The sequence below is a fragment of the uncultured Zhongshania sp. genome (genome assembly GCF_963975605.1).
GTDB lineage: Bacteria > Pseudomonadota > Gammaproteobacteria > Pseudomonadales > Spongiibacteraceae > Spongiibacter > Spongiibacter aquimaris.
Genome location: NZ_CAXBHN010000013.1, coordinates 36,300 through 60,303, shown reverse-complemented (window position 1 = coordinate 60,303; position 24,004 = coordinate 36,300). Strand labels below are relative to the sequence as shown.

Here is a 24,004-nt window from a genome sequence, read left to right as displayed (position 1 = left end):
TAGACGGCTAAACTAATAGAAAAATTATTTCCTAGCTTCCCCTCTTTTTACAAAGAACGCTGCAAAGAACATCGCAAAAATTAAATCCGCTATCACCAAAATGCCAAAACCGATTGGCGCAGCAAAAAATGCAATATCGATCCACGCGATGGTAAAGACCACGATCTTCCCTACGCAGCCCATCCAGACAATATCTTTATGCAGCATCGGGTTGGTAGATATAAGCCAATAGCCCATCCCAAACACCAGTACTAAACCGCCAAACTGATGAAGCCAGGGAATGGCCTCAGCAGTAAGCGCCTCACTCATCATCAAAATACTAAAGAAAAACTCTGGTACAAATAGCATCATAAACGCGGCAGAAAAATTAAAAATTGCGGAGAACTGAAAAAATCCCCGCCAAGCACGGCTATTTTTCATGAATATGGGTCCCCGTGATTTTCTTACTATTCTTGTTGATTCTATCCAAAAGGGCCCGCCCGTTTATAAGCGCCCAGGGAATGACCAAACCCGATTGCGCTTTATATTCCTGCCAGCCGGGGTGACGGGAAATCGCGTTGTCTTTGCCCTTCATTCGCGCCAAAAAGTAAATCGCCATATACGAATAAATGACCCACGCAATCCAGTGGCTCGCCAGCAGAGCATACGCTGCGTAAAGCATTAACTCTCCCAAATAATTAGGATTGCGGGTGTAGCGATACATTCCCTCTTTAATCAAACCGGGTTCAGAGCGGTATTTTAGAATCCAGTGCCGCTGCCCGTCGCCCGCAACCATCGTCACGACACCCAGGGTGTGAATGGCAATGGCAATAAATAACATCAAACCGCTAGGCTCTATCGCCCGCGCAATAAACAGCCACGGTATTAACCAGTACCAGGCAATCAGCAACACATATAAATTGATAAAACCTAGAAAGCTTAATTTATTCTCAAGCTGATGATCCCTAAACCCCAAATCCTTGATCAGCCAACAGTAGCCATAGATACCGTGTAAAGCTAAGAACACCCAAGCGCCAGCACTGAAATTACCGTAGTAACTCATCATTGCGTAAATAATAAAAAGGGTGAAAATTTTATGAAGGTCGACCGCCCACGCCACTTTAATGAACGGCCGCCCAGGGGCATTAAAGATGGTGATATCTGCAAAAGCTAGAAAGAACCGCGCCCAGAATGGAACGGGCTCTCGTGTTACCGTATTCATAGTTACCTCGCTTATTATGGTTTTATTAGAAGCCTTCTAAACTACGCCGACCAGTCAAAATTAGAATAGCGGCGCGCGACGACTTCACTGTTAATCAACGACATAGCTTGGCGAGACACCATGGGCAAGTCGGCAAAGGGTGACTTTCGCACGAGAGCCGAGGGTCTGTTGCCGCTTCATCACCGCTAAATCACTGTACTTGCTCGAAATTGAGCTCGTTTTCGTCGAATATCCCGCCAAAAACCAGCGGCACCTCGACCCACGGTATATAAACCCGTATAATTCGCGCCCCGCACATTGTCCTCTTTTAGCAATTTCCACTTCATCACTCATTGGGTATACAACATTGATTTCCGCCGCAAACATCACCATGCAGTTTGGTGCCAAGCCGCTTTTTGAAAACATCTCCGTTAAATTTGGCGGTGGCAATCGCTACGGCCTTATCGGCGCAAACGGCTGCGGCAAATCCACCTTCATGAAGATTCTGGACGGCAGCTTAAAGCCCAGCTCCGGCAATGTGTCTCTCGACCCCAACGAGCGTATTGGCAAGCTGCACCAAGACCAGTTCGCCTTTGAGCAATACTCGGTTATCGACACCGTCATCATGGGTCACACCGAGCTGTGGGAAATCAAGCAAGAGCGTGATCGCATTTACTCGCTACCCGAAATGTCTGAAGAAGACGGCATGAAAGTCGCCGATCTTGAAACCCAGTTCATGGAAATGGACGGCTACAGCGCCGAAAGCCGCGCTGGTGAAATTTTGCTGGGTGCCGGCATCGAGCTTGGCCTGCACTTTGGCCCCATGAGTGAAGTGGCGCCAGGCTGGAAACTACGCGTACTGCTCGCCCAGGCACTGTTTTCTGATCCAGATATTTTGCTACTCGACGAGCCAACCAACAACCTGGACATCAACACCATCCGCTGGCTGGAAGGCGTGCTCAACGATCGCAAAAGCACCATGGTTATTATTTCGCATGACCGCCACTTCTTAAACGAAGTGTGTACTCACATGGCCGACATCGACTACGGCGAGCTGCGTGTCTACCCCGGCAACTACGATGACTTCATGACTGCCGCCACCGCCGCCCGCGAGCGGATGCAGTCGCAAAACGCGAAGAAGTCTGCCCAGATTGCAGATTTGCAAGCCTTCGTGAGTCGCTTCTCCGCCAACGCCTCTAAAGCAAAACAGGCAACATCGCGGGCCAAGAAAATTGACAAAATTCAGCTGGATGAAATTAAAGCCTCCAGCCGCCAGTCACCTTATATCCGTTTTAAACAAGACAAAAAACTTCACCGCCAAGCCCTGACCCTAGAAAATATCGGTCACGGTTTTGACGAAGTCTTGTTTAAAAATGGCAGCCTCATTCTGGAAGCGGGCACACGTTTAGCTGTACTTGGCGAAAACGGCGCGGGCAAAACCACCTTTTTGCGCTGCTTAATGAAGGAGTTAAGTGCCAACGAAGGTGTAGTGAAGTGGGCGGAAAATGCCACCCTCGGCTACTGCCCGCAGGACAGCAGCGACGACTTCGACAACGACCTAAATCTATTCGACTGGATGAGCCGCTGGCGCAAACCCGAGCACGACGACCAAATCGTTCGCGCCACCCTGGGCCGCCTGCTGTTCTCCTCTGACGACTTTAACAAGCGCGCTAAAGTGTGTTCCGGCGGCGAGAAAAACCGCCTATTGTTCGGCAAATTAATGATGCAAGACACCAACGTCTTGATCATGGACGAACCGACCAACCACTTGGACATGGAAGCCATCGAAGCGCTCAACTTAGCCCTAGAGCACTACGAAGGCACGCTGATCTTCGCCAGCCACGACCGCGAATTTGTGTCGTCGTTAGCGACCCGAATTGTTGAGATTAAAGATCAGCAACTCAATGATTTCCAAGGAAATTACGACGAATTCCTGTCTCATCAAGACGCGCTGAGCAAATAAGCGTCTAACGCAGCCTCGACGGCCGGTACACTTGTATCGGCCGAGCTTCGCTACGGCAATTCCCTATTGTGTAATAAGCACTGAAACACGACAGTACTCAGTCGCTCTCAGTAAATAGACTTGGTAATGGCCGCAGCTCCACAATCCACTGAACCAACGCCGAAGGCACAGCTTTTAAAGCTCGTGACGGACTCCCTGCGCGCCGGCACACTGGAGCTGCCAAGCCTTCCGGACATCGCGATTGACGTGCGCGTGGCAATCACGCAACCCGAATTAGATATTAACGACCTCGCCAAGCTTATTCAGCAAGACCCTGGCCTTAGCGCCTACTTACTAAAAATCAGTCACAGCGTGCACTACAGCCGCGGCAACCCCGCACGCAACCTTACCGCGGCCATTCGCCGACTGGGCCTCAATGCGGCGCGCGACCTAACCGCAAGCTACGCCCTGAAAGCACTGTTTTTAATCCAAGACACCGCCGTTAAATCCAGCATGCGTGATATTTGGCGACGCAGTGTGTACACCGCCTCCCTCGCCCATGTTATGGCCAGGCACTGCGGCTTCGACCCCGACCGCGCATTGCTCGCCGGGCTAATTCAAGATATAGGCGCGCTACCTTTACTCGCCAATTTAAAGGACTTTCCAAGCCTGACCTCTGAGCCAAGCGCAATAAAAGAATTACTTAACGAATTTACCGGCAAGATCAGCGGCCTGATTTTGCACAATTGGCACTTTGACGAAGAACTGATTCTTGTCGGCTTAAATCGAGAAAACTGGATGCGGGATAAAAATCCAACTGCGGATTTAGCAGATTTAATACTGATTGCCCGCTACCACACCTATCTTGACGAACGCAGTCACGGCAAGTTGCCACAACTGTCGCGACTGCCCGCTTTCAAAAAATTACATCTGCAAGAAATGGGGCCGGAACAAGGCTTGGCCTTCCTATCCGAAGCGAAACAAGAAATTAGCGAGCTGCGCAGTGCACTGCTGTAATGACACTCGAAACATATTCACATGCCAACTTACACACTAAAGTCACAATGAATTAGGGCGCTCTCGCCATCAAAAAGTTGACCGAATGCAAACCTAATAGTGCTTGCAACATGACCCAGTCTTGAATCAAACCAGATGACATAAACGCACTTCGTCAAAGTCGGGTATATCTATGGATCATTGCAACGCGATAACTTACTATTAACATCAAGTTATAATTTAATGATAATGGAGGGTGTTTTGGAATCAAAAACTGCTCGATTGACGGTATTGATTGATCCGGCAAAAAAAACGGCGCTTGAGGAGCTTTGTGCCACTCAAGATCTCACCCCATCACAGGTAGTGCGCCAACTCATTCGTGGTTATTTAGCTGATCACGGTGTCAGTTACAGCACCAGCCCAGCGGTCCCAAAAGGCCCAAAAGGCCCAAAACCTAAAAACTAGCGCCCTTATCGAACACCGAGCAGACGGTGCACAACCGTTATCCACACCGCCATCAGCGTCCTATCGCCACCCTGTAGATAACCACAATAATAGCGAGCGGCCTGCGCCGCGACCACAGCCCTGTTTGCCACACACCCTCATAAGCCGCAAACGCTGCACACACCTCCTTTTTAACACCGGAAGAGTAAAGAACCGCGCTGAGATCAGCCCTGCCCGAATACTGACGAAACCACCGGAAGCGCAGCAGAGACGTCGCGCATCGTCCTTTTACGCGCGTTAATATGAATGTGACTTCCACGGCCAATAAATGATAATATCATTATAATGCTATTATCATACTGAGTAGCGCATATCGTCTGCGCCCACAGCCATAACCCGTTGCGTGCTCGATGAGGTTCCTACTCCATAAGGCCGAACTGAGTGCAAAAATAGACTCACTTACACTGAAGGAAAATTCGGCTTGCCTTATAGAGCACATCTTTTGTCACTCCGAGTAGGGCACGCACTTCGTGAGGCATTTGCCGACGGCTATTCCCGTGGCGATCTAGGCAAAGACGTTATAGCCGGGATAACGGTTGGCATTATCGCGATACCACTAGCAATGGCACTGGCCATAGCCAGCGGTGTCGCACCACAATATGGTTTGTACACGGCACTGATCGCCGGCGCCATCATCGCGCTGACCGGCGGGAGTCGTTTCAGTATTTCTGGGCCCACCGCCGCCTTCGTGGTTATCTTGCATCCGCTAGCAGCAGAATATGGCTTAGCAGGTATATTGCTAGCATCAATTATGGCTGGCAGTATTTTGGTGGCCATGGCCTACGCGCGACTCGGCCGTTTTATCGAGTACATACCCGAATCGGTCACCCTGGGATTTACCGGCGGCATCGCCATTGTCATTGCCGTATTACAGATCACCGATTTTACCGGCATGACAATCAATAACATGCCCGAACATTTCATCGACAAACTCATCGCCATCGCCAGTCATTTCCAACAAATCGATTTAGTCAGCTTTGCAACCGGGCTGTTCACGCTTGCCATCATGATAGCGTGGCCGCGACTTGGCAGCCGCATTCCAGCGCACTTACCCGCGCTAGCACTAGCCTGCCTATTAGGCATTGTATTAAGTTGGCAAGGTATTGAACTGGACACCGTTGGCTCCCGCTTTCATTACTTACTCCCCAGCGGCGAACAAGCCCCCGGCATACCTCCTTACCTACCCACCTTTGACTGGCCATGGAATAGACCCGGTGCTGACGGACACGCACTAGCGCTTTCCCTGAACTTAATTTCAGACCTGTTACCGGTGGCCTTTGCCATTGCCATGCTTGGCGCCATCGAATCTTTGCTATGCGCAGTCGTACTCGACGGCATGTCAGGTAAGCGACACAGCGCCAACAGCGAATTACTCGCGCAAGGTTTAGGTAATCTTATCGCGCCCTTCTTTGGCGGCGTAACAGCAACCGCAGCTATTGCGCGCTCGGCAACTAATTTCAAGGCCGGGGCGGTATCACCTATTGCAGCCATCGTTCACTCTGTCGTTATATTAATCAGCCTATTACTCCTCGCTCGAGTCTTGGCATATATCCCTATGCCAGCCATGGCCGCACTGCTTATGGTAGTGGCTTGGAACATGAGCGAAGCAGCAAAATCTGTAAAACTCGTGCGCACATCACCGACCAGCGATGTACTGGTATTTTTGACCTGCCTATCACTGACTGTTTTTTTCGATATGGTAATCGCCATCAGCACAGGTATCGTATTGGCGTCACTGTTATTTATGAAAGAAATTGCAGCCCTTACCGATGTAGTCGACATTACCAACAACCCCAATTTTGTTCACACAACACCACCAAAGGATATTAAGATTCTAAAAATTCGCGGCCCCTTATTTTTTGCTGCCGCGGATCGCATCGTCGGAGAACTCTCTACACAAACAACGGGGATAAATGGTCTTATTATTCATCTACAATATAGCGCTTACCTAGACGCCGGCGGACTCGCCGCCATAAAGAAATTAATTTCCCACTGCGAAAAAAATAACATATCGATTCGGTTTTCAAGCTGGCAATTTCAACCTTTGAAAATCCTAGCCAAAGCACGAGAAGAGAACTCGGTAGCGCTAAGCGTATCTTTTGCCACCCTGGACGATGCAATTGAAGACGCCTTAAAAGAAGGAGCACTATTATGAGGCTAGATAATGCGATTGCATTGGGAAAAACAGGTGCCTGGAAAGAAGCACAGGTCAGAATCAGACCCGGTAATCTAGCGCAATGGTTTGTGATGCTTTTCGACCATCAAAGTAAATCCTTTGTATTTGCCGATAATGACGATACACCAATCGTCACAGAAGATTTAAATACCTTAATCCCCTTAATTAAATCGCTTGGATTAAGTGATTTCACCGTTTTTTTATAAGTTTTAGGAGACAAACAATGAGCGACCTACCGCCGTGCCCAAAATGCGAATCGAGCTACGTATACGAAGTCCAATCCCTATTATCTTGTCCCGAATGCGGTTTTGAGTGGAATCCTAATGAAGAAGTGACGACGGGAAACGAACTTATTATCAAAGATGCTAACGGTAATATTTTAGCCGACGGCGACTATGTAACACTCATTAAAGACCTTAAAATTAAGGGTACATCAAACACCGCCAAAATCGGTACCAAAGTGAAAATTGGTCGTCTAGTTGAGGGTGATCACAACATTGATTGCAACATCAAAGGTATCGGCCCAATGATGCTAAAGTCTGAGTTCGTTAAGAAAAGTCAGTAATTGACCTGGGATGGATACGGTGCGCTATCAAACAGAAATTTGAAAGTGAGCAAATGTGGAACATCTCCCTTAACATCAGATGTCAAACTGAATGCGACAAGGGAAAATGCGCTAATACCGATCAGGGCCAACCCCATAGAATTCAGCCTCTATCCGGAAATATAGTCACGACTACTACAAATACCCCCGATTTAGGGGGTATTGAGGCGTACACCACCACTCTATGATTACCTTCATCCTAGGTAATTTACGAGTAAGCTCATGAAAAAGATAATATTCTCAGCCGTGATCCTCACGCTGATAACTGCCTGCGCCGGTGTAGGCGGCAGCCCAAAAGCCGTTGAGCCCATCGCTCTAACGAATGCAGCAGTTTTCGCAGGACAAAACAAAGTGCTAATAGGCGACTTCCGCGTCACCTTTATCACCTTCGACAAAACCTCTGCCACCGCCAAGAGCGGAATGTTTAGCAGTGACACTGGCTATGCTAGCAGCAGTATGAAAGCGACTTTAACCGGTGTTCCGGATGACGTTATGCAAGCCGTCACTGACGCTGCTTACCAAAATTTCATCGCTGGCCTAAAAAGTAATGGCTACACCATTGCCGACGAAAGCGCGCTAACCGGCAACACCACATGGCAAAAAATTAAACAAGAAGCCAGCCCTATAAAAAACACCTCGTCTTTTAAAATGATCACCGGCGGCAGCCGTGAAGACGCAACGTTTGCACCAAGCGGACGCACCCTAATGGGCAGAGCTATTGGTGGCGGCACGCCATACGAAGCCTATGACGTGGCCAACCAATTGAGCACACCTATTCTCAATGTTAATTACACGGTACATTTCGTCTACTTTGGCAGTGAAACTGACTACAAATCCAATTCCTACTCAAATATTAAAGGCGCGGAGTATTCTGCAGAAGTCAGCGTTGGCCAAGGTGTTCACGTTACTCCTGGCTCGGGCATAGACTTTATGCGGGGCGTTAACAGTACCTTCAGCCACCCCAACGGTGCCGTACACATTAAGGCGCCGGTCGTTATTCCTGGCGGCTACGGTACAAGCGAAGACTCGACCAGTGGCATGCAAAAGGCCGCCAACGTGTTTTCATCGGTGTTGGGCGCTGTCAGTGGCGGCACTTCAAGCACTAAAGAAATCAGTGTTGTCGCCAATCCAGGCGAGTATAAGGTCAAAGCAAGCGCAGCACTGACTGAAGCTAATAAACGCGTACTCGGTGCCTTAGCCGCAGCGCGATAATATTTTCGCAGTGTCACCTTTAAAAGGGTCAGCGAGCGCGTTGCTCACTGGCCCTTTTTTGAGATATCGCACATCAACAAATGCCGTTAGGAAATTGCTCTGGCGGCCTTTTTATTTTCACAATATTCCAAACGCCAACATTGCATTGGCGACTTTCTTAAAGCCCGCTATATTAGCGCCCTTGGCATAGTCAACATAGCCATCGTCCTGCACGGCAAACTCCAAACAATTCTTATGGATATTTCCCATAATCTCGCGCAGCATCCCCTGCAGTTCCTCTTCTTTCAAGCTAATTCGCGTACTGTTTTGGCTCATTTCCAAACCGGATACGGCGACACCGCCCGCATTAGCGGCCTTGGCCGGCCCAAATAAAATTCGCGCATTCCGCAGCACCGCAATAGCATCATTGCTGCAAGGCATATTCGCGCCTTCAACGACAGCCTTCACGCCATTTTTCAGCAGAACTTTAGCCTCTTTCTCGTTCAGTTCATTTTGCGTTGCGCAGGGCATGGCAACATCACAAGATACGGACCACGGCCTTTCACCGGCATGAAAGCGAGCACCAGAATATACCTCCGCGTAACTTGCTAAACTTCCACGCCCCTGACTTTTTTGATCAACTATCCACTGAATCTTTTCATGATTAAGTCCATCGGGATCGTGAATAAAACCGGTGGAATCAGACATGGTGACAACCTTGGCGCCAAGTTGAATGGCCTTCTCTGCGGCATGCGTCGCCACATTGCCCGCCCCCGAGATCGCAATAACTTTACCGTCAATGGTGGCTTTATCTTGTTTAAACATATGATCTAAAAAATACACCACACCGTAGCCAGTAGATTCTTTGCGAACCAAGCTGCCACCCCATTCCAAGCCCTTACCCGTTAGCACACCAACGTAGCGATTAGTTATGCGCTTGTACTGGCCGAACATATAGCCGATCTCGCGGGCGCCCACACCAATGTCACCTGCGGGAATATCCGTGTCTTCACCCACATGCCGATATAGCTCGGTCATAAACGACTGACAAAAACGCATGATCTCGCGATCAGACTTTCCTTTAGGGTTAAAATCAGCCCCTCCCTTTCCGCCGCCCATTGGCAAGCCGGTTAAACTATTCTTAAAGGTTTGCTCGAAAGCGAGAAACTTCAAAATATTTTGATTGACACTTTTGTGGAACCGCAGACCGCCCTTGTAGGGGCCGATGGAATTATTATTTTGTACTCGATAGCCCCGCTGCACCCTGACATTGCCCGCGTCGTCTTCCCAGCACACACGAAAAGAAACTACACGATCTGGCTCAGTGATACGGCGCAAAATTTGTGCCTCGTGGTAAATAGGCTTATCACGTATATAATCGAAGATATCAACTGCAACTTCGTAGACAGCCTGATGAAACTCGGTTTCGCCTGGGTTCCGACGGACAACACCGTCCATAAATTGTTCTAAATCAACGTACTGAGTCACTGACATGCGGCCATCCTCATAAATAGGACTAGATCTTAGCAGATATCAGATATAGCACACGACCAGCAACACTCGTTATCGAGTCTTTCGATGCAAAATAAATTCACTCTCGGCTCACCGTAAAACTGAGAATCTAATGAGTCCACAGCACTAAAATAACGATTAAGATACGTGGTAAATGCATCCATCCGATGCAAGTTAATTACACTCGATTTACGTCAGCGACAGAGCGAGATGGGGCCATATCAATCATTGTGTCGCGACGACAAACTGTGACTTAGCTCAAATATTGACACTGTAAACTTCAGGGGATATCTTGGCCTCGCCTAGATATTGCGAGCCATGCCATGAGCACAGAAAATCAGCATTACCCTCACCTCTTCACGCCCCTCGATCTGGGTTTTACCCGCCTTAAAAATCGGGTCGTCATGGGCTCGATGCACACCGGTCTAGAAGATCGCTTTTGGCAATTCCCCAAACTTGCCGCGTACTTCGCGGAACGCGCCAAGGGCGGCGTTGGCCTTATGATTACCGGCGGTTACAGCCCCAACCGAAGTGGCTGGCTTTACCCCGGCGCCAGTACCTTTAACTCCCGCCTAGATATCCGCAATCATCGTAAAGTCACCAAGGCGGTACACGACGCAGGAGGCAAAATCTGCCTGCAAATTCTTCATGCCGGTCGCTATTCCTATCATCCCTTCTCTAAAACTGCTTCAACGAGCAAAGCGCCGATCAATCCATTTAAAGCGCGCGCCTTAAGTACCCGCGGCGTGGCCAGCACAGTGAACGACTTTGCCCATACCGCGCTGCTGGCCCAAAAAGCCGGTTATGACGGCGTCGAAATAATGGGCAGCGAAGGCTATTTAATTAATCAATTTTTGGCGCCGGCCACTAACAAGCGAAAAGACCGCTATGGTGGCAGCCCCGAAAATCGACGCCGCTTTGCCGTGGAAATCGTCAGTGCCGCCCGCAAAAAAGTTGGCGCTAATTTTATTATTATTTTCCGTTTATCAATGCTTGATTTAGTGCCCGACGGTTGCACTAGAGAAGAGATAATAGACCTCGCCCGAGAGATTGAAGCCGCCGGCGCCACCCTAATAAACACCGGTATTGGCTGGCATGAAGCGCGTGTACCCACCATTGTCACCTCGGTGCCCCGCGCCGCATTCAGCGAAGCCACCGCCGCCGTAAAGCAGGCGGTCAACATTCCCGTTATCGCGTCTAACCGTATTAATATGCCGAATATTGCCGAGCACATTTTGGCTAGCGGCCAAGCCGATATGGTATCGATGGCCAGACCGATGCTGGCCGATGCAGAATGGGTGAATAAAGCTGCCAGCAATCGCAGCGAGCAAATAAATACGTGTATCGCCTGCAACCAAGCCTGCTTGGACCACACCTTTCAATTAAAGCGCGCCAGTTGCCTGGTCAACCCCCGCGCCTGCCACGAAACTGAACTGGTCTTTAAGCCCACAGCCAAGGCCAAGAAAATTGCCGTCATCGGCGCCGGCCCTGCAGGGCTATCCTGCGCCACCGCGGCAGCAGACTGCGGCCACGACGTGCATTTGTTTGATCAAGCAGACAAGATCGGCGGTCAATTCAATTTAGCCAAGACGATCCCCGGCAAAGAAGAGTTCGATGAAACACTGCGCTACTTCGGTACACAAATTGAGCGCTCCGGAGTGAAACTCACGCTTAATCACCGCGTAGCGAAACCTGAACTCATCAACGGCGCTTACGATGACATTGTTATTGCGACAGGCGTGAGCCCACGCGCGCTGAGTATTCCAGGTATCGACCACCCCAAGGTGGTTTCCTACATCGATGTATTAAAAGGTAATGTCACCATCGGCAAGCGCGTCGCCCTTATCGGCGCCGGCGGTATCGGCTTTGACGTAGCGGAGTACCTCGCCCACGATCACAGCGCCGAACTCCCACAAAGCATCGCCAGCTGGTCTGCCGAGTGGGGTATTGATCAACACAGCGCAGAACGCGGCGGGCTAGTAGCTGGCAATCCCGAACCCTCACAGCGGGAGATATTCCTGCTTCAGCGCAAAACCACCGCACTGGGTAAAGATCTAGGCAAAACCTCTGGCTGGGTACACCGCGCCACACTCAAAAACAAAGGCGTTAACATGCTGGCTGGCTGCAGCTACGACCGTATAGACGACCAAGGCCTGCATATCAGCCAAGACGGCAAACAGCGCCTATTAGAGGTAGACCACATTGTAATCTGCGCAGGACAGGAACCACTTCGCGAGCTTTACAATTCGGCGTCTGAACAAGACGCAAAAGCCAGCCCGCGCTACCACCTCATCGGTGGCGCAAATATCGCCTCGGAACTAGATGCCAAACGCGCAATACGCGAAGGTGCAGAACTGGCGGCGAGCTTTTAAAGCCTGTAAACGCGAGGAAATGTAAGGCCATACATTTTCTAACTATAGAAAAAAAGCCACTTAGCGATTAACTAAGTGGCTTTTTATTTCTTTTAAAATCGACGCACTGCGATTATTCGGCACCTTCGTTTGCAAAACCTTAAAGGGTTTTCAAGTATTCAATAATAGCTTTGCGCTCGGCGTCATTTAATACATCGCTAAACACATGCCCGCCATTACCTTGGCTAAACATCGCGGTGTTGTAAATCTTCCGGCTCTCTACGTCCTGATTACTCAGTATTGGCGGATTAGTAATATTCCAACTCAATAAAAGATTAGAAAACAGTGAATTTACCGGTATTTGCAAAATGGTATCCACCAGCGGATCAAGCGGCGTGCAATCTAAATAGGGCAAGGTGTTATCACCACCGCACGCTAACTCGTCGTAATCCCAGCCCATATTCTGCTGGTCGTAGGCGCGGGCAAAATTATAATCAAAACCCATTACCACTTGGCCTTGCTGATCGGCCCGAGCGGGTTTAGACACTCTGCGCCAAATTGCCGGACGTGAAGTTGAATCCAACACGGCAGCCACCGTTGGCACAGAACCATTATGCAAATAGGGTGCGGTTGCCCAAACACCGTAGAGCGGCGGCGCGGCATATCCTTTGGGGCGACCATTGCGCAATGATTCCATATTCTGAACACGGCAATCCTGCGCGGTATCGGCGGTCTCAGGGTAGCCCACAAACGTGCCAGATAAGCCTTGGTTTGTACCTTCGTTAAAGGTGTCTAAACGAACGCGATCAGTGTCAATAATATCGATGGGTGTGATGTAACTCGCCATGCCCTCCAAAGCGGGACTTGCCAAATAACTTGTATCATTTACGTAATGCGGCGAGTACGCGCCGTGACACCCCGCACAACTGCCATTGCCTTCAGCCGGTTGTTGCACAGTATTATTAATGTTCCCAGTCCACAGGTTTTTTGTGTGAAACAACACCGCGCCCTGTTCTGCCAACGGCTCGTTAATCTCGCCGGGGTACTCTGGCGACTTCTGCGCCATAATCCAGTGGTCGCCGTACTGAACGTTTTCACTCATCCATTGATCAACACGCTCCATATCAAAAATGCCGGGAGCCTCGCCGTCGATCAACGGGTTTTTATCAAGCAGCGGATAAAAAAGTGCGAAATCCACTCGCACCGCGTCGCCAGAGAACATCGCATCGACAAACTTTACTGGCCGATGCCCAACGTTCCACCATGCCGGCGTATCACCAGTGGCCGTCGAACCATTATTAAGAATTTGCCCAAAGGAAATTGGATCTTGATTTTCAAAACTCCCAAGTAATGCCAGCACATTGGCAAACTGCGCATTGTTCGTACCGCGAACCCGTCCACCAAAACCTGCGCGATCAATAACTAACGTTCCCGCACCGCCCAAAGCACCAAAATCACGCGCAGAGGTGCTGGCATCCAGCAAGCCGCCACCTGCACCGTAGTGGTAATCAAGACCGTCGGCGGTTTCCACCGGCGTGCTGTGGCAGCCTTGGCAGTTGGCCGCAATATAGCCGCTGTAACTGCCATCATTATTGCGTGTTTGGGTTAAACCCTGCGGCAAAGTACCAGAGCCACCATTGCTTAAATTGGGATCTTCGCCCTGCAAAGGGTAAGGGTTGCGAGGTGCATCTGGGCCGCTCAAAACGGGACCGAAGCCGTGGCGCTCGGCAACTAACTGATCGAAATTATCGGGCCGACCCGGCAAGCCCCAAAGCAGCCACATCATATTGTATTGATCGGCACTAATAGCCGACAAACCGTGCGGCTGCTGACCCGCAAACGTCGTCGCCGCACCCAGCTGGCCGTTGCCTTCCATAATCGGTGCGCCCTTGGCGTAACTCTCACGCAATTGGCCACAGGTTTCTGGATGAGGCCTTTCGCCCACTAACTCAGGATCAATATGGCAATCCTTCCAAAAGGCATTAAAGGCCACCGCTTTGCCGTTGCTTATGCCAGGCTGCACCAGCGAACGTGGGTCAGGGGGTAGCAGCGCACTGTCAGGGCGCGGATTGCCATTATCATCTGCACCGCAGTAATCAAACCAAACATGGCCGCCACGCGCGCTGCCCAGCAAAGGTTCTAAATTTGGAGCTGGGCCACTCACACCGCCACTCAAGCTACAGCTATCTGGATTATCCCAGCACGCCAGCAAGATACGCATCGCCTCATAGGGCTGACTTCCCGCCGGCCACGGCTTACCGCCGCTATGCGGTTCGCTGGGGTCACTGGGCTCAAATAACAGCGGGCTAGTCTCTACGCCACCGCCCAAGGTCTCCCATGAAGCGCGCAGCAGCCGGAAGTCATCCGCCGCATTGCTAGACAGCATTAAACCATCGCCGTCGGCGGTATCTGCCACCCCGCCGGGAATATGACAGGTGCGACAAAAGCCAGACGCGGTTTGCAAACGAGTTTGAAAGAACTCTTCCTGTGAACCGCTATTGCCCCCGTTCGGCGTGCCGCTACTACCGCCCTGCGGGTTGCCACTGCTCCCACCACCGCAGGCGGCAAGGGATAACAACCCAGAGAAAAGTAAACTATTGGCTAAGCTAAAACCGCGCATGGGGTACTCCTGAGGCCCCACGCACCGCCAACGGCGGTATGCAATGAGGCGTACTGAACTTATTTTATAGCCCAGTATGCACCACACAACAATTAATCATATTGGTAAGCTGTGCCACCGATTGTCCGGGAAAGCCAAGGTGACTTGCGGCAAGGTGGAATAACGTCTCTCGTTACAGGATTTCCAAGTATTCGATATCACTTAGAGCTGACCACTTTAAGCGTATAACTACTTTGGGACTGCGCGACCAACGATAGGTATTTGGGGAAAAAGCGGACACACGATGCGCTCCTGAACACCCGCCGCACAGAAATGGCACGGCAACACCAAAAACACCTAATCTTGGCATCACGCACGAGCCCGGTATTCATTGACCTACGCTTTTCGTAACCAGATTATGATGATTAACGGCCTATGCCATTCCTGAAGCCTCGCTTCAGAAATACGTTCTGACCTTGAAATCGCGCCATAACTAACATCTAAACTCAGCCTTTTAATCTACAGGTATCTACCTATATAAGAGCTACTGTTGTAGGCGGACAATGAAAGTCCTAGTCGGGGGTATACAATATGTCGGAGCATAAGGCGCTACTATCGAGTAGCAAGTTATTCTGGGCAGTTGCCACGACCATAATCGCCAGCAGCAATCAGGTAATTGCCGCCGCTGCCTTACCCGACGACCTGACCGGTCTCAGCCTCGACGCCTTAATGGATATCAGCGTCACCACCGTATCCAAAAAAGCCGAGCGCCTCAGTGAGGCTGCCGCTGCGGTTTACGTATTAACTGCTGAAGACATCAGACAGTCCGGCGCTCGCAACATTCCAGATGCGCTAAGACTAGTTCCTGGCGTGCAGGTTAGTCAGGTAGACGCACATACCTGGGCCGTAAGTGCCCGAGGTTTCAATTCTACGGTGTCAGACAAACTCGAAGTTCTGATGGACGGACGCAGTCTCTACACACCGTTATTTTCTGGTGTGTACTGGGACGCGCAAAACACGCTGCTGGAAGATATAGATCGCATTGAAGTTGTGCGTGGCCCAGGCGGCGCGCTGTGGGGGGCGAATGCCGTCAACGGCGTGATAAATATCATCACCAAACCCGCGGCTGAGACGCAAGGTAGTTACGTTGAGATGGGCGGCGGTACCGAACGCCGCTTCGTAGGCATGCGCTTTGGTGGGCAGCTAGGAACAACGGGGCATTTCCGCGCCTATGCCATGGGCTATGACCGAGATAATCAGGCTTTAGCTGAAAATTCCGATCCGGCATTGCGCAGTTCACTCGGCAGCCGAGATCAGGCCAGAGACAGTGCCGACATGGCTAAAATAGGCTTTCGAAGCGACTGGGCGCCCTCGGAAGTGAATGCCTTTACGGTGCAGGGCGATTATTACGACGGCTCAGACCTCGATAATCTGAATGTTGGCGGCACCACCATGCCCGTCGAGACCACGTTCTCAGGATGGAATATGTTGGGGCGCTGGAACCGTAAGCTCTCCTCCGGCGGAAATTTTAGTCTGCAAATTTACCTCGATCAGAGTCAACGAGACACGCCGCTAAGTTTGGATGAGCAGCGTGAAACCTGGGATATCGACTTCAGCCACAGTTTTGCTAATGACTTTCTTAGCCTGCGGCATAACATCGTATGGGGTGGGAATATTCGACGCTCTGATGATGAAACGGTCGGTACCACCGTGGGTTTTATCCCACCTGATCGCAGCCTCGAAACCACCGGTATCTTCCTGCAAGACACGATCGGCTTCCACAAAGACAGCCTCAAACTTACGGTTGGCACTAAATTAGAGAAAAATGATTTCACCGGCACCGAAGTCCAACCCAGTGCTCGCCTGGCATGGATCATTGACGAAGATCGCACCCTATGGGGTTCTATCAGCCGCGCCGTGCGCATCCCCAATCGCTTCGATGCCGAGCTAGGCTTGGGCGGCTTCCCCCTGGGCAACCCGAACCTGAAGGCAGAGGAAGTGGTGGCTTATGAAATGGGTTATCGCTGGCGAGTACGAGAAAATCTGTCGATAGATAGCGCGCTGTTCTACAACGACTACGACAACTTACGATCACTGGAAAAACCACCGACCCCGCCATTTTTCGCCTTTGCCAATAAGCAGCAGGGTGTGAGCCAAGGCGTGGAAGTTTCCGCCCAATGGCTGGTCAAATCGAACTGGAACCTCAAAGCCGGCTACAGCTACCTAAACATTAATCTCGATAAAGATGCTGACAGCACCGACGATGGCACCATCCCACCTGCTGAGGGCCTGGATCCCGAACACCAGTTCTTCCTAGTCAGCAATTGGGAAATCAATTCATCGCTGGCGTTTAATTCTGTCATTCGCTATGTCGATGATCTACCGAATGCACTAGGTAACAGCCAGAAAGTGCCCGCTTACACTGAACTCGACTTGCGATTGGCTTGGCAACCCTACCAGGATCTTGAGCTGTCCTTGGTGGGCCGTAATCTGATAGAAGATTCGCATCGTGAAGCCAATAGCTGGACGGCTTCTGAGATCGAGCGAGGGGTCTATGCACAGATTAATTGGCACTACTAAATCCTCGATCCGCGGTGTTAACGTCAATACCCGATTGAGCAGACTTATGTCCTGCCTGCTGCTGTTTGGGCTACTGTTTGCGAGTTATGCCCAGGCCACCACCGAGCTAGAGCGCAAGGTCAAGGCAGCATATATCTACAACTTTGCCAAATTCATTGATTGGCCTTCGCAAAGCAGCCGCGTCGGCAACGACTTTGTAATCTGTATTGCCGGGCACTCTGCTCTGGGCACGCTGATCAACAACACACTTGAAAACCGGCCCATCAAGAACCGCATCATCAACGTACGAAATATTGGCTGGTCGACACAACAATTGGACGGCTGCCACATACTTTACGTTAACAATGTAGACACCCCTGCGGTGAACCAGGTACTGGCAGTCGCGGCTGGCAAGCCCATTTTAACCATAGGAGAAAGCAGCGAATTCCTGCAAAAAGGCGGCATCATTCAGTTATTGCTCGTTGGCGATAAAGTACGCTTCAATGTTAATCAAGCTACCGCCGACAAAGTAGATTTAACCATCAGCGCTAAACTGCTTGAGGTGGCCTACCACGTCATGAGAATACAGTCGCGCGATGACGGTGACAGCGACATAACGACAACGCGACATGCCCTACTTTAGTAATGCATCTATAAGTCGCAAGCTATCGCTGACCCTCATCGCCATGAGCGCAGCGACGGTGATCTTAGCTTCGTTTGCTTTCTTGGCCTACGACTGGATCAGCACACGTCAATCCATGGTGAATGACGTCAGCAGCCTGAGCAAAGTTATCGGCAGCAACTCTACTGCCGCACTCAGCTTTAACGACCCAGGCACCGCCACTGAAGTACTTAACGCCTTGAGTGCCCGCGAGCATATCCAACTCGCCTGCATCTACAAGCAGGACAGCGCTGAAAATACTGCGTTTGCTTTTTACATCAAGGACGGCCGAGATATTGGCTGCCCAACCCGCCCGGCCGAAAGTGAAGTTGCCTTTAGCTTCTCTGATATGAGCATCTCCAGCCCCATCACTCTCGATCAGGAAGTAGTTGGAACGGTGTACATGAATCAGAGTCTGGACGAACTCTGGAATGCGGCCACTGTGCATTTACAGGTTATATGCGTGGTCATTGCGACCGCTCTAGGCTTTTCGCTACTGGTTGCATCACGACTGCAACGACAGATCACCCAACCTATTCTGAGTCTCGCCACGACCGCACAAAATATCACCGCGAGTAAAGATTACAGTCTGCGCACGCCGGCCGCAGGTCAAGATGAAGTGGGGAAACTGATCGAACACTTCAATTCCATGCTCAGTGAAATTGAAACGCGAGATGCTGAAGTACGCCGTGCCAAGGAGCAGTTACAAGAGCAAGTTAAACAAACCATGCTTGCCTACACAGAACAGCAGCAAACCATGCAACGCCTCAAGGATACTCAGCGCCAACTGGTGCAGACAGAAAAAATGGCCTCGCTCGGTGGTTTGGTGGCGGGCGTGGCCCATGAGATAAACACGCCCGTTGGCGTCGGCGTCACCGCAGCGTCCACCCTGAAATCACGTACCAAGGATTTTCAAGAGAGCTATGAAAACAATACTTTGACGGCAACTGGCCTGAAACAATATGTTGAAATGGCCACTTTATCTTCACGCATGATACTCACCAATCTAGAACGAGCCGCCGAGCTGATTCAGAGCTTTAAACAGGTAGCAGTAGACCAGACGAGCTCTGAACAACGTGAGTTTGAACTTGCTGGCTACCTGAAAGAGATTCTCCTGAGCCTGCGGCCAAAGCTTAAGGCAAGCAAGCATGTTGTTGAAGTGAATTGCCCATCCGGCATCATGGTTAACAGTTATCCCGGCGCCTTTTCGCAAATCATGACCAACCTCATTATGAATTCGCTAATCCACGGCTTCGAGTATCAGGAAGAAGGCAAAATTACGATCAACGCCTCCCTTAAGGGTGGCGAAATTCACCTACATTATGAAGACAATGGCGTCGGTGTATCAGTAGAAAATCAGGCGAAAATATTTGACCCATTTTTTACAACCAAGCGTGGATTCGGTGGCAGCGGCCTGGGCCTACATGTTGTGTACAACCTAGTTACACACACGTTAAACGGTCATATTACTATGAATAGCAAACCTGGAGAGTTCATGGCTTACGACATCACTTTCCCATTGCAAGAGGGCCTACGTCATGAAAAACAAGTATGAAACGGACGGTATCGCTAGCGATGATATCTTGAGATTGGCAGATGATGTTGTTGCTGATAACCGCCGCAAGAAACCGTGGAAGCTCCTGGTCGTTGATGATGAAGAAGAAGTCCACTCCGTTACCAATCTGGCCCTCGACGGCTTCGAATTTGCGTCCCGCCCCCTACAAATCATTGATGCATATAGTGGCGCGGAAGCCAAAAAAATTATGGCTGAGGAAAACGATATCGCCATGATTTTACTCGACGTCGTCATGGAAACCGAACAAGCAGGTCTTGATGTCGTCAAATATATTCGTGACGAACTCGGCAACCGCTTCGTACGCATTATTCTGCGCACTGGCCAACCTGGCCAAGCCCCCGAGTACAAAGTAATTACTGAATACGATATTAACGATTACAAACAAAAGACCGAACTCACTCGCGAGAAAATGTTCACTCTGGTCTACACCAGCCTGTCCTGCTATCGCGACATGATGGCATTAGAGGCTAACCGCCACGGCCTTGAAAAGGTGATTGAGGCTTCCGCGCGTATTTTTGAGTTGCGCTCACTTGAACAGTTCACTCAAGGCGTACTTGAACAGCTGACAGCCCTACTTTACCTTGATCAAGATGCGGTGCTGGTAAAGGCGGCTGCGCTGGCAACAGAGCCGCAGGACAAGCGACTGAATATCGTAGCCGCTACCGGGCGTTACTCAGAGTATGTGGGCAAAAACGCCGAAGAGGTGCTTGAAACTGACGTGTTCAATCTGATTCTGCAGGCACGTGAAACAAAGGAAAATGCCTATGGCGAGGATTTTTGTGTGGATTTCCACGTCACCCAATCGGGAACGGAACAAATTATTTATGCCAGCGGTAGCCAACCTCTGAGTATTCCTGGTCGGCACATGATTGATCTGTTCTCGCACAATGTCGCGATTGCGCACGAAAATGTGAGCATTATCGAAGACAAAAAATAGTAAAAAATCAACGACAAGGCACTATCAACTACGCCTTTCATGGCTGGCAATAAATCTTGCATAGCCTTGGCGCAGGATGCGATCAAAACCTGAACGCGAAAGAATATTCGGGAAAGCCAAGGTGAATTGCGGCAAGGGGGAATTACTGCCGCAGTATTTAAGTGCTCGGTATTACTCGGCGCAGGCTACTTCTGGATATAACTGATTTTAGACAGTGCGACCGCGCAGCATCGACACCACTAATTTGTGCCCAAATGCTATCTGGCTCTTCAAGTAACCACTGAACTTGGGCAACTCATCTTCAATGTCTGACACCCGACTGTTGTAGAACATATGCAGCGACGGCTCAACGATACAATCTTTATGAAGATTTTCCGTCGGAACAATGACCAGTTTAGGCAAGGGAAAAATCTGCATCACTTCCACAGCGGGAGTATCACAAGTTTTGCACTTTCCACGCTGAACTGCTGGTGGTGGCCGATACGCTTTGTACTCAAGAGACTCCGGACTCGGCAGAACCACATCTTTGGCTCTGTAAATACTGATGTCGGAAAACGGAGCTTGGTTAAACTCTTGGCAAATTGTGCAGTGGCAATAAGCGCGCAGAAGCGGCACGCCTTGAACGGAAAATGTTGTTTCCCCGCAAGAGCACTGACAGGCATGATGATTTTCCAATATATAAGCTCCCTAGCTTGAATGACGGTAAATGTGAGCCTCTATTGTCGCTCTAAATCCCCCATCACTACCGCTTGATCAATCTGCACATGCGGCAGCCTCAACTCATTTAACCACATTGGCGCACCTTGCTCGCCCTGCAAAACAGCAAGGCTTGCCGCTGTGCCGGCGAGCAAAATTCAGTCTATGTCTGCATGAAGACTTAAGCTCTAATAGTAATCGGTCAGAATATTATTCAACGCCATCAAACCAATCATTAAAGCCGTGTTCCGAATGCGGGCCGATGTGCAACTGCTCAAGAACACCATAGCCGACCTCATCACCGCAGCGAGCGATGACGGTTTGCTGTATATGGATGTTTTCAAGGGCGAGGGGATTGGCATCCTCACAATTCCAACTTTCTCCAGCAATGGCCAACTCACCCTGCCACACCCCGTGCCCCCACTCCGGGTGCATATAACCCAGTCCTTTCATGCGGTGCAGCATTACCGGCTCAACACGGATCTCGAGTTGCTCGCCATTTTTATTATTCATTAAAAAAGTGCCCGACAATGCCTGACGGGTTCCGGGTTTAAACTTTAGCTGATGGCCAACGCAGCCTTGCCAAAGTTCCATTGCAGGATCGTTAATCTCAATGCTTTCCGAGTTGCTGTGAATCGGGACAATGGCCTGATCGGTATGCCATTGATAGCCGCTCTGATCTTCAAACCATCCCGCCAAGGTGCAGCGGTTTTCCCAGTGAATCGGCAACCACATAAAGTGCAGCGGCTGGAAATTATCGATCGGCGCGCCGCCCGTATAGGAAGCGCCCACTGGACGAATTCCCCACGAGCGATCTTTAAGCCCAAAGGTATTTTCAGCATGAACCTTTAGCTCGCGCCCTTCTACGCGAATGCTACCTTGCCAAGATCCGAACTGGTCGATGCGGGTCGCGTCCATCACCAGATGCCTGGCGTTGCGCAGGGTCTGCCGGCCTTCAGGAATCACGCCCGTTTTAGGGGTGAAAACAAGATCGCACTCTATATTGGTTTCGTTGGCCTCAATCACCAATCGGTGGCGCCCCATGGGCTCAAGTATGGTGAGTTTGAACGGACCAACATCCAGATCGGTGGGTTCATTGGATGCCCGACGCGAACCATGAAAGGCGTATTGCTTTCCGTCTACCACCAAACTGAAGCTGCAATCGACGATGCCGAGATTGGGGTAACGACACAGCCCAATGCCAAAATAAAACGAGCCATCTTTCGCGTGGCCGTTATACCAGAAGCGGTCGTAGGTGAAACGATCACTCGCAGCCGTTTGTGAAATCGGCTCGGCGGTTTGGTGTACGGGGTAGTCGTCCAGTTTACTAATCATGTGTGACTGTCCTCAGGCCGAAATTTCAGAGAGAATTTTTTCGAGGTACTTCACCTCAAAGCACTGGTTGAAGTGGCTATTGATGGCATCCTGACCATTTTGCCCAATTGCCATACGCCCCAGCAGGAGTGCAAATCGCAGACCGGCAAAGACCAGGTAATAGTGAAGGTGCTCTACGCTGTAACCGGTCTGTTGCGCCCACGTCTGCACCGATTCCGCTCGGCTAGGAAAACCTTCCAGCGGAGGAAAATCCAAGCCGTGGCAAAACAGCTCATCCATATAAATCCACCAGGCGAGGTCTTGCAGCGGGTCACCCAGCGCCACCATTTCCCAGTCCAACAGCGCCGCCACGTCGGTCTTGTCCGAGGTAAAGATCACATTGGCCATCCGGGAATCACCCCAGCACAGGCGAATAGCCTGTTCCTTGGGTTGATGCTCTCGCAGCCATTTAAGAATGCGCTCCGCCGCATCGTGTGGCTGAAACTTACCGTCACGGTTAAAAGCCCACTGGTAATAGTTCTCCCAGTAGCTCAACTGCTCATCCAGATTTCCAGGAAGGGCGCAGTCCTTGAGCACGCCACATATCGAGGGCTTACTAATATCAACCTGGCTGACCTGAGCGAGGCGGTTCAAACCTGCATTCCACACCTGACGGCGTGTTTCTGGCGACTGCTCGGTAAGCCAGCCATCCATGTGATAAGGGGGAATATCCGGGGGAATCAGACCCTCGGTTTTTTTCATGATGTAAAAGGGTTTACCTAAAACCGCACCGCTTAATTCCTTGGCGACAATCTCAGGAACAGGCAGATCAGTATCGGCACTGAGCATATCAATGACTTGGCATTGGATATCCAGGTCGTACTCAGGGAAGACAAGATAATCGCCTCGGGGCTCAATACGCGCGACATAGGAGTGAGTCGCACCACCGTGCCTTGCATCAAACACCATGGTGATATTGGACATGCCCGTGCCCTCGGGCACAGTCAAGCTTGGAATACTGACGTCGCTACCGAGCTGAGCGGATAGCCATTGCTCAAGCTTGCTACGGGTTTCTTCCGGATTATCCAGTACCGGCGTAGGACGTATATCCTGGTTTTCAAAGTCTGGAGACAGGGTTGGTTCTTCACTCATGACAGGGCCCATTGTTATGTTATTTGCTAGCCAATCATTTGATGCTAACACGAA

The 24,004-nt window shown here is 50.5% G+C and carries 21 protein-coding genes; 12 read left to right on the top strand and 9 right to left on the bottom strand.

The features are described from left to right. Nucleotides 1-24: 24 nt before the first annotated feature. Together AAC007_RS12000 and AAC007_RS11995 are read right to left on the bottom strand one after the other, a co-directional pair. Complete coding sequence (locus tag AAC007_RS12000; RefSeq protein ID WP_339677142.1) at nt 25-420, bottom strand: hypothetical protein; 396 nt, start codon at nt 418-420, stop codon at nt 25-27. Next, complete coding sequence (locus tag AAC007_RS11995) at nt 410-1,201, bottom strand: DUF1295 domain-containing protein (RefSeq protein WP_339677139.1); 792 nt, start codon at nt 1,199-1,201, stop codon at nt 410-412. Before AAC007_RS11995 ends, AAC007_RS12000 begins: the two co-directional genes overlap by 11 nt. A 346-nt stretch (nt 1,202-1,547) precedes the next feature. Here AAC007_RS11995 and AAC007_RS11990 point away from each other — a divergent pair, with 346 nt between their 5' ends. The 3 genes from AAC007_RS11990 (at nt 1,548) to AAC007_RS11980 (ending at nt 4,583) form a co-directional block, all read left to right on the top strand. Next, on the top strand, nt 1,548-3,143 hold the full coding sequence (locus AAC007_RS11990) for an ABC-F family ATPase (protein ID WP_339677136.1): 1,596 nt from the start codon (nt 1,548-1,550) through the stop codon (nt 3,141-3,143). A gap of 126 nt (nt 3,144-3,269) precedes the next feature. Continuing rightward, on the top strand, nt 3,270-4,139 hold the full coding sequence (locus tag AAC007_RS11985) for an HDOD domain-containing protein (protein ID WP_339677133.1): 870 nt from the start codon (nt 3,270-3,272) through the stop codon (nt 4,137-4,139). Between the two features lie 240 nt (nt 4,140-4,379). After that, on the top strand, nt 4,380-4,583 hold the full coding sequence (locus AAC007_RS11980; RefSeq protein ID WP_339677131.1) for a hypothetical protein: 204 nt from the start codon (nt 4,380-4,382) through the stop codon (nt 4,581-4,583). A gap of 5 nt (nt 4,584-4,588) precedes the next feature. Here the strand turns inward: AAC007_RS11980 and AAC007_RS11975 are convergent, their stop codons facing one another. Continuing rightward, nucleotides 4,589-4,714: a hypothetical protein gene (locus AAC007_RS11975; RefSeq protein ID WP_339677128.1), complete on the bottom strand. Its 126-nt coding sequence runs from the start codon at nt 4,712-4,714 to the stop codon at nt 4,589-4,591. A 329-nt stretch (nt 4,715-5,043) separates the two neighbouring features. Here AAC007_RS11975 and dauA point away from each other — a divergent pair, with 329 nt between their 5' ends. The 4 genes from dauA to AAC007_RS11955 all read left to right on the top strand — a co-directional run bounded on the left by dauA (nt 5,044) and on the right by AAC007_RS11955 (nt 8,614). Further along, nucleotides 5,044-6,777: a C4-dicarboxylic acid transporter DauA gene (gene dauA, locus AAC007_RS11970; protein ID WP_339677125.1), complete on the top strand. Its 1,734-nt coding sequence runs from the start codon at nt 5,044-5,046 to the stop codon at nt 6,775-6,777. Beyond that, the gene (locus AAC007_RS11965; protein WP_339677122.1) at nt 6,774-7,004 is read left to right on the top strand and encodes a hypothetical protein; all 231 of its coding nucleotides are present in this window, start codon (nt 6,774-6,776) and stop codon (nt 7,002-7,004) included. The genes dauA and AAC007_RS11965 overlap by 4 nt, the downstream gene beginning before the upstream one ends. 17 nt (nt 7,005-7,021) lie before the next feature. Continuing rightward, nucleotides 7,022-7,363, top strand: a complete 342-nt coding sequence (locus tag AAC007_RS11960) for a zinc ribbon domain-containing protein YjdM (RefSeq protein WP_339677119.1) — start codon at nt 7,022-7,024, stop codon at nt 7,361-7,363. 261 nt (nt 7,364-7,624) lie between these two features. Continuing rightward, nucleotides 7,625-8,614 carry a hypothetical protein gene (locus AAC007_RS11955; protein ID WP_339677117.1) on the top strand — a complete coding sequence of 330 codons (990 nt, stop codon included), beginning with the start codon at nt 7,625-7,627 and terminating at the stop codon, nt 8,612-8,614. Nucleotides 8,615-8,731: 117 nt separating this feature from the next. Here AAC007_RS11955 and gdhA read toward each other — a convergent pair whose 3' ends face one another. Beyond that, nucleotides 8,732-10,087 (bottom strand): NADP-specific glutamate dehydrogenase, encoded by a 1,356-nt coding sequence (gene gdhA, locus AAC007_RS11950; RefSeq protein ID WP_339677114.1) that lies wholly within the window; start codon nt 10,085-10,087, stop codon nt 8,732-8,734. A gap of 341 nt (nt 10,088-10,428) precedes the next feature. Between gdhA and AAC007_RS11945 the strand changes: the two genes are divergently transcribed. After that, entirely contained in the window at nt 10,429-12,477 is a 2,049-nt protein-coding gene (locus AAC007_RS11945; RefSeq protein WP_339677112.1) for an NADPH-dependent 2,4-dienoyl-CoA reductase, read from the top strand. A gap of 139 nt (nt 12,478-12,616) precedes the next feature. On the opposite strand, the gene AAC007_RS11940 is transcribed toward AAC007_RS11945, so the two are convergent. Beyond that, the gene (locus tag AAC007_RS11940; protein ID WP_339677109.1) at nt 12,617-15,076 is read right to left on the bottom strand and encodes a hypothetical protein; all 2,460 of its coding nucleotides are present in this window, start codon (nt 15,074-15,076) and stop codon (nt 12,617-12,619) included. A 570-nt stretch (nt 15,077-15,646) separates the two neighbouring features. Between AAC007_RS11940 and AAC007_RS11935 the strand changes: the two genes are divergently transcribed. The 4 genes from AAC007_RS11935 to AAC007_RS11920 are packed head-to-tail and all read left to right on the top strand — an operon-like array spanning nt 15,647 to nt 20,788. Continuing rightward, on the top strand, nt 15,647-17,635 hold the full coding sequence (locus AAC007_RS11935; RefSeq protein WP_339677107.1) for a TonB-dependent receptor: 1,989 nt from the start codon (nt 15,647-15,649) through the stop codon (nt 17,633-17,635). Continuing rightward, on the top strand, nt 17,610-18,257 hold the full coding sequence (locus AAC007_RS11930) for a YfiR family protein (RefSeq protein WP_339677104.1): 648 nt from the start codon (nt 17,610-17,612) through the stop codon (nt 18,255-18,257). Before AAC007_RS11935 ends, AAC007_RS11930 begins: the two co-directional genes overlap by 26 nt. Further along, on the top strand, nt 18,244-19,830 hold the full coding sequence (locus AAC007_RS11925) for an ATP-binding protein (protein ID WP_339677101.1): 1,587 nt from the start codon (nt 18,244-18,246) through the stop codon (nt 19,828-19,830). The genes AAC007_RS11930 and AAC007_RS11925 overlap by 14 nt, the downstream gene beginning before the upstream one ends. Further along, nucleotides 19,814-20,788 carry a DUF3369 domain-containing protein gene (locus AAC007_RS11920; RefSeq protein ID WP_339677099.1) on the top strand — a complete coding sequence of 325 codons (975 nt, stop codon included), beginning with the start codon at nt 19,814-19,816 and terminating at the stop codon, nt 20,786-20,788. The genes AAC007_RS11925 and AAC007_RS11920 overlap by 17 nt, the downstream gene beginning before the upstream one ends. 207 nt (nt 20,789-20,995) lie before the next feature. Here AAC007_RS11920 and AAC007_RS11915 read toward each other — a convergent pair whose 3' ends face one another. The 4 genes from AAC007_RS11915 to AAC007_RS11900 are packed head-to-tail and all read right to left on the bottom strand — an operon-like array spanning nt 20,996 to nt 23,950. Continuing rightward, on the bottom strand, nt 20,996-21,463 hold the full coding sequence (locus AAC007_RS11915; RefSeq protein WP_339677097.1) for a GFA family protein: 468 nt from the start codon (nt 21,461-21,463) through the stop codon (nt 20,996-20,998). A gap of 41 nt (nt 21,464-21,504) precedes the next feature. After that, a complete protein-coding gene (locus AAC007_RS11910; protein WP_339677094.1) occupies nt 21,505-21,639 on the bottom strand; it encodes a hypothetical protein in 135 nt (44 codons plus the stop codon). A 55-nt stretch (nt 21,640-21,694) separates the two neighbouring features. Beyond that, nucleotides 21,695-22,819: a hypothetical protein gene (locus tag AAC007_RS11905; RefSeq protein WP_339677091.1), complete on the bottom strand. Its 1,125-nt coding sequence runs from the start codon at nt 22,817-22,819 to the stop codon at nt 21,695-21,697. A 12-nt stretch (nt 22,820-22,831) separates the two neighbouring features. Beyond that, nucleotides 22,832-23,950, bottom strand: a complete 1,119-nt coding sequence (locus tag AAC007_RS11900; protein ID WP_339677088.1) for a phosphotransferase family protein — start codon at nt 23,948-23,950, stop codon at nt 22,832-22,834. Nucleotides 23,951-24,004 lie beyond the last annotated feature (54 nt).

Bases quoted from the DNA above. Each gene is read 5' to 3' on its own strand.
- AAC007_RS12000 (WP_339677142.1), bottom strand. From the start codon at position 420: ATGAAAAATAGCCGTGCTTGGCGGGGATTTTTTCAGTTCTCCGCAATT.
- AAC007_RS11945 (WP_339677112.1), top strand. From the start codon at position 10,429: ATGAGCACAGAAAATCAGCATTACCCTCACCTCTTCACGCCCCTCGAT.
- AAC007_RS11905 (WP_339677091.1), bottom strand. From the start codon at position 22,819: ATGATTAGTAAACTGGACGACTACCCCGTACACCAAACCGCCGAGCCG.
- AAC007_RS11960 (WP_339677119.1), top strand. From the start codon at position 7,022: ATGAGCGACCTACCGCCGTGCCCAAAATGCGAATCGAGCTACGTATAC.
- AAC007_RS11930 (WP_339677104.1), top strand. From the start codon at position 17,610: ATGCACAGATTAATTGGCACTACTAAATCCTCGATCCGCGGTGTTAAC.
- AAC007_RS11965 (WP_339677122.1), top strand. From the start codon at position 6,774: ATGAGGCTAGATAATGCGATTGCATTGGGAAAAACAGGTGCCTGGAAA.
- gdhA (WP_339677114.1), bottom strand. From the start codon at position 10,087: ATGTCAGTGACTCAGTACGTTGATTTAGAACAATTTATGGACGGTGTT.
- AAC007_RS11925 (WP_339677101.1), top strand. From the start codon at position 18,244: ATGCCCTACTTTAGTAATGCATCTATAAGTCGCAAGCTATCGCTGACC.
- AAC007_RS11955 (WP_339677117.1), top strand. From the start codon at position 7,625: ATGAAAAAGATAATATTCTCAGCCGTGATCCTCACGCTGATAACTGCC.
- AAC007_RS11935 (WP_339677107.1), top strand. From the start codon at position 15,647: ATGTCGGAGCATAAGGCGCTACTATCGAGTAGCAAGTTATTCTGGGCA.
- AAC007_RS11900 (WP_339677088.1), bottom strand. From the start codon at position 23,950: ATGAGTGAAGAACCAACCCTGTCTCCAGACTTTGAAAACCAGGATATA.
- AAC007_RS11995 (WP_339677139.1), bottom strand. From the start codon at position 1,201: ATGAATACGGTAACACGAGAGCCCGTTCCATTCTGGGCGCGGTTCTTT.
- AAC007_RS11920 (WP_339677099.1), top strand. From the start codon at position 19,814: ATGAAAAACAAGTATGAAACGGACGGTATCGCTAGCGATGATATCTTG.
- AAC007_RS11985 (WP_339677133.1), top strand. From the start codon at position 3,270: ATGGCCGCAGCTCCACAATCCACTGAACCAACGCCGAAGGCACAGCTT.
- AAC007_RS11940 (WP_339677109.1), bottom strand. From the start codon at position 15,076: ATGCGCGGTTTTAGCTTAGCCAATAGTTTACTTTTCTCTGGGTTGTTA.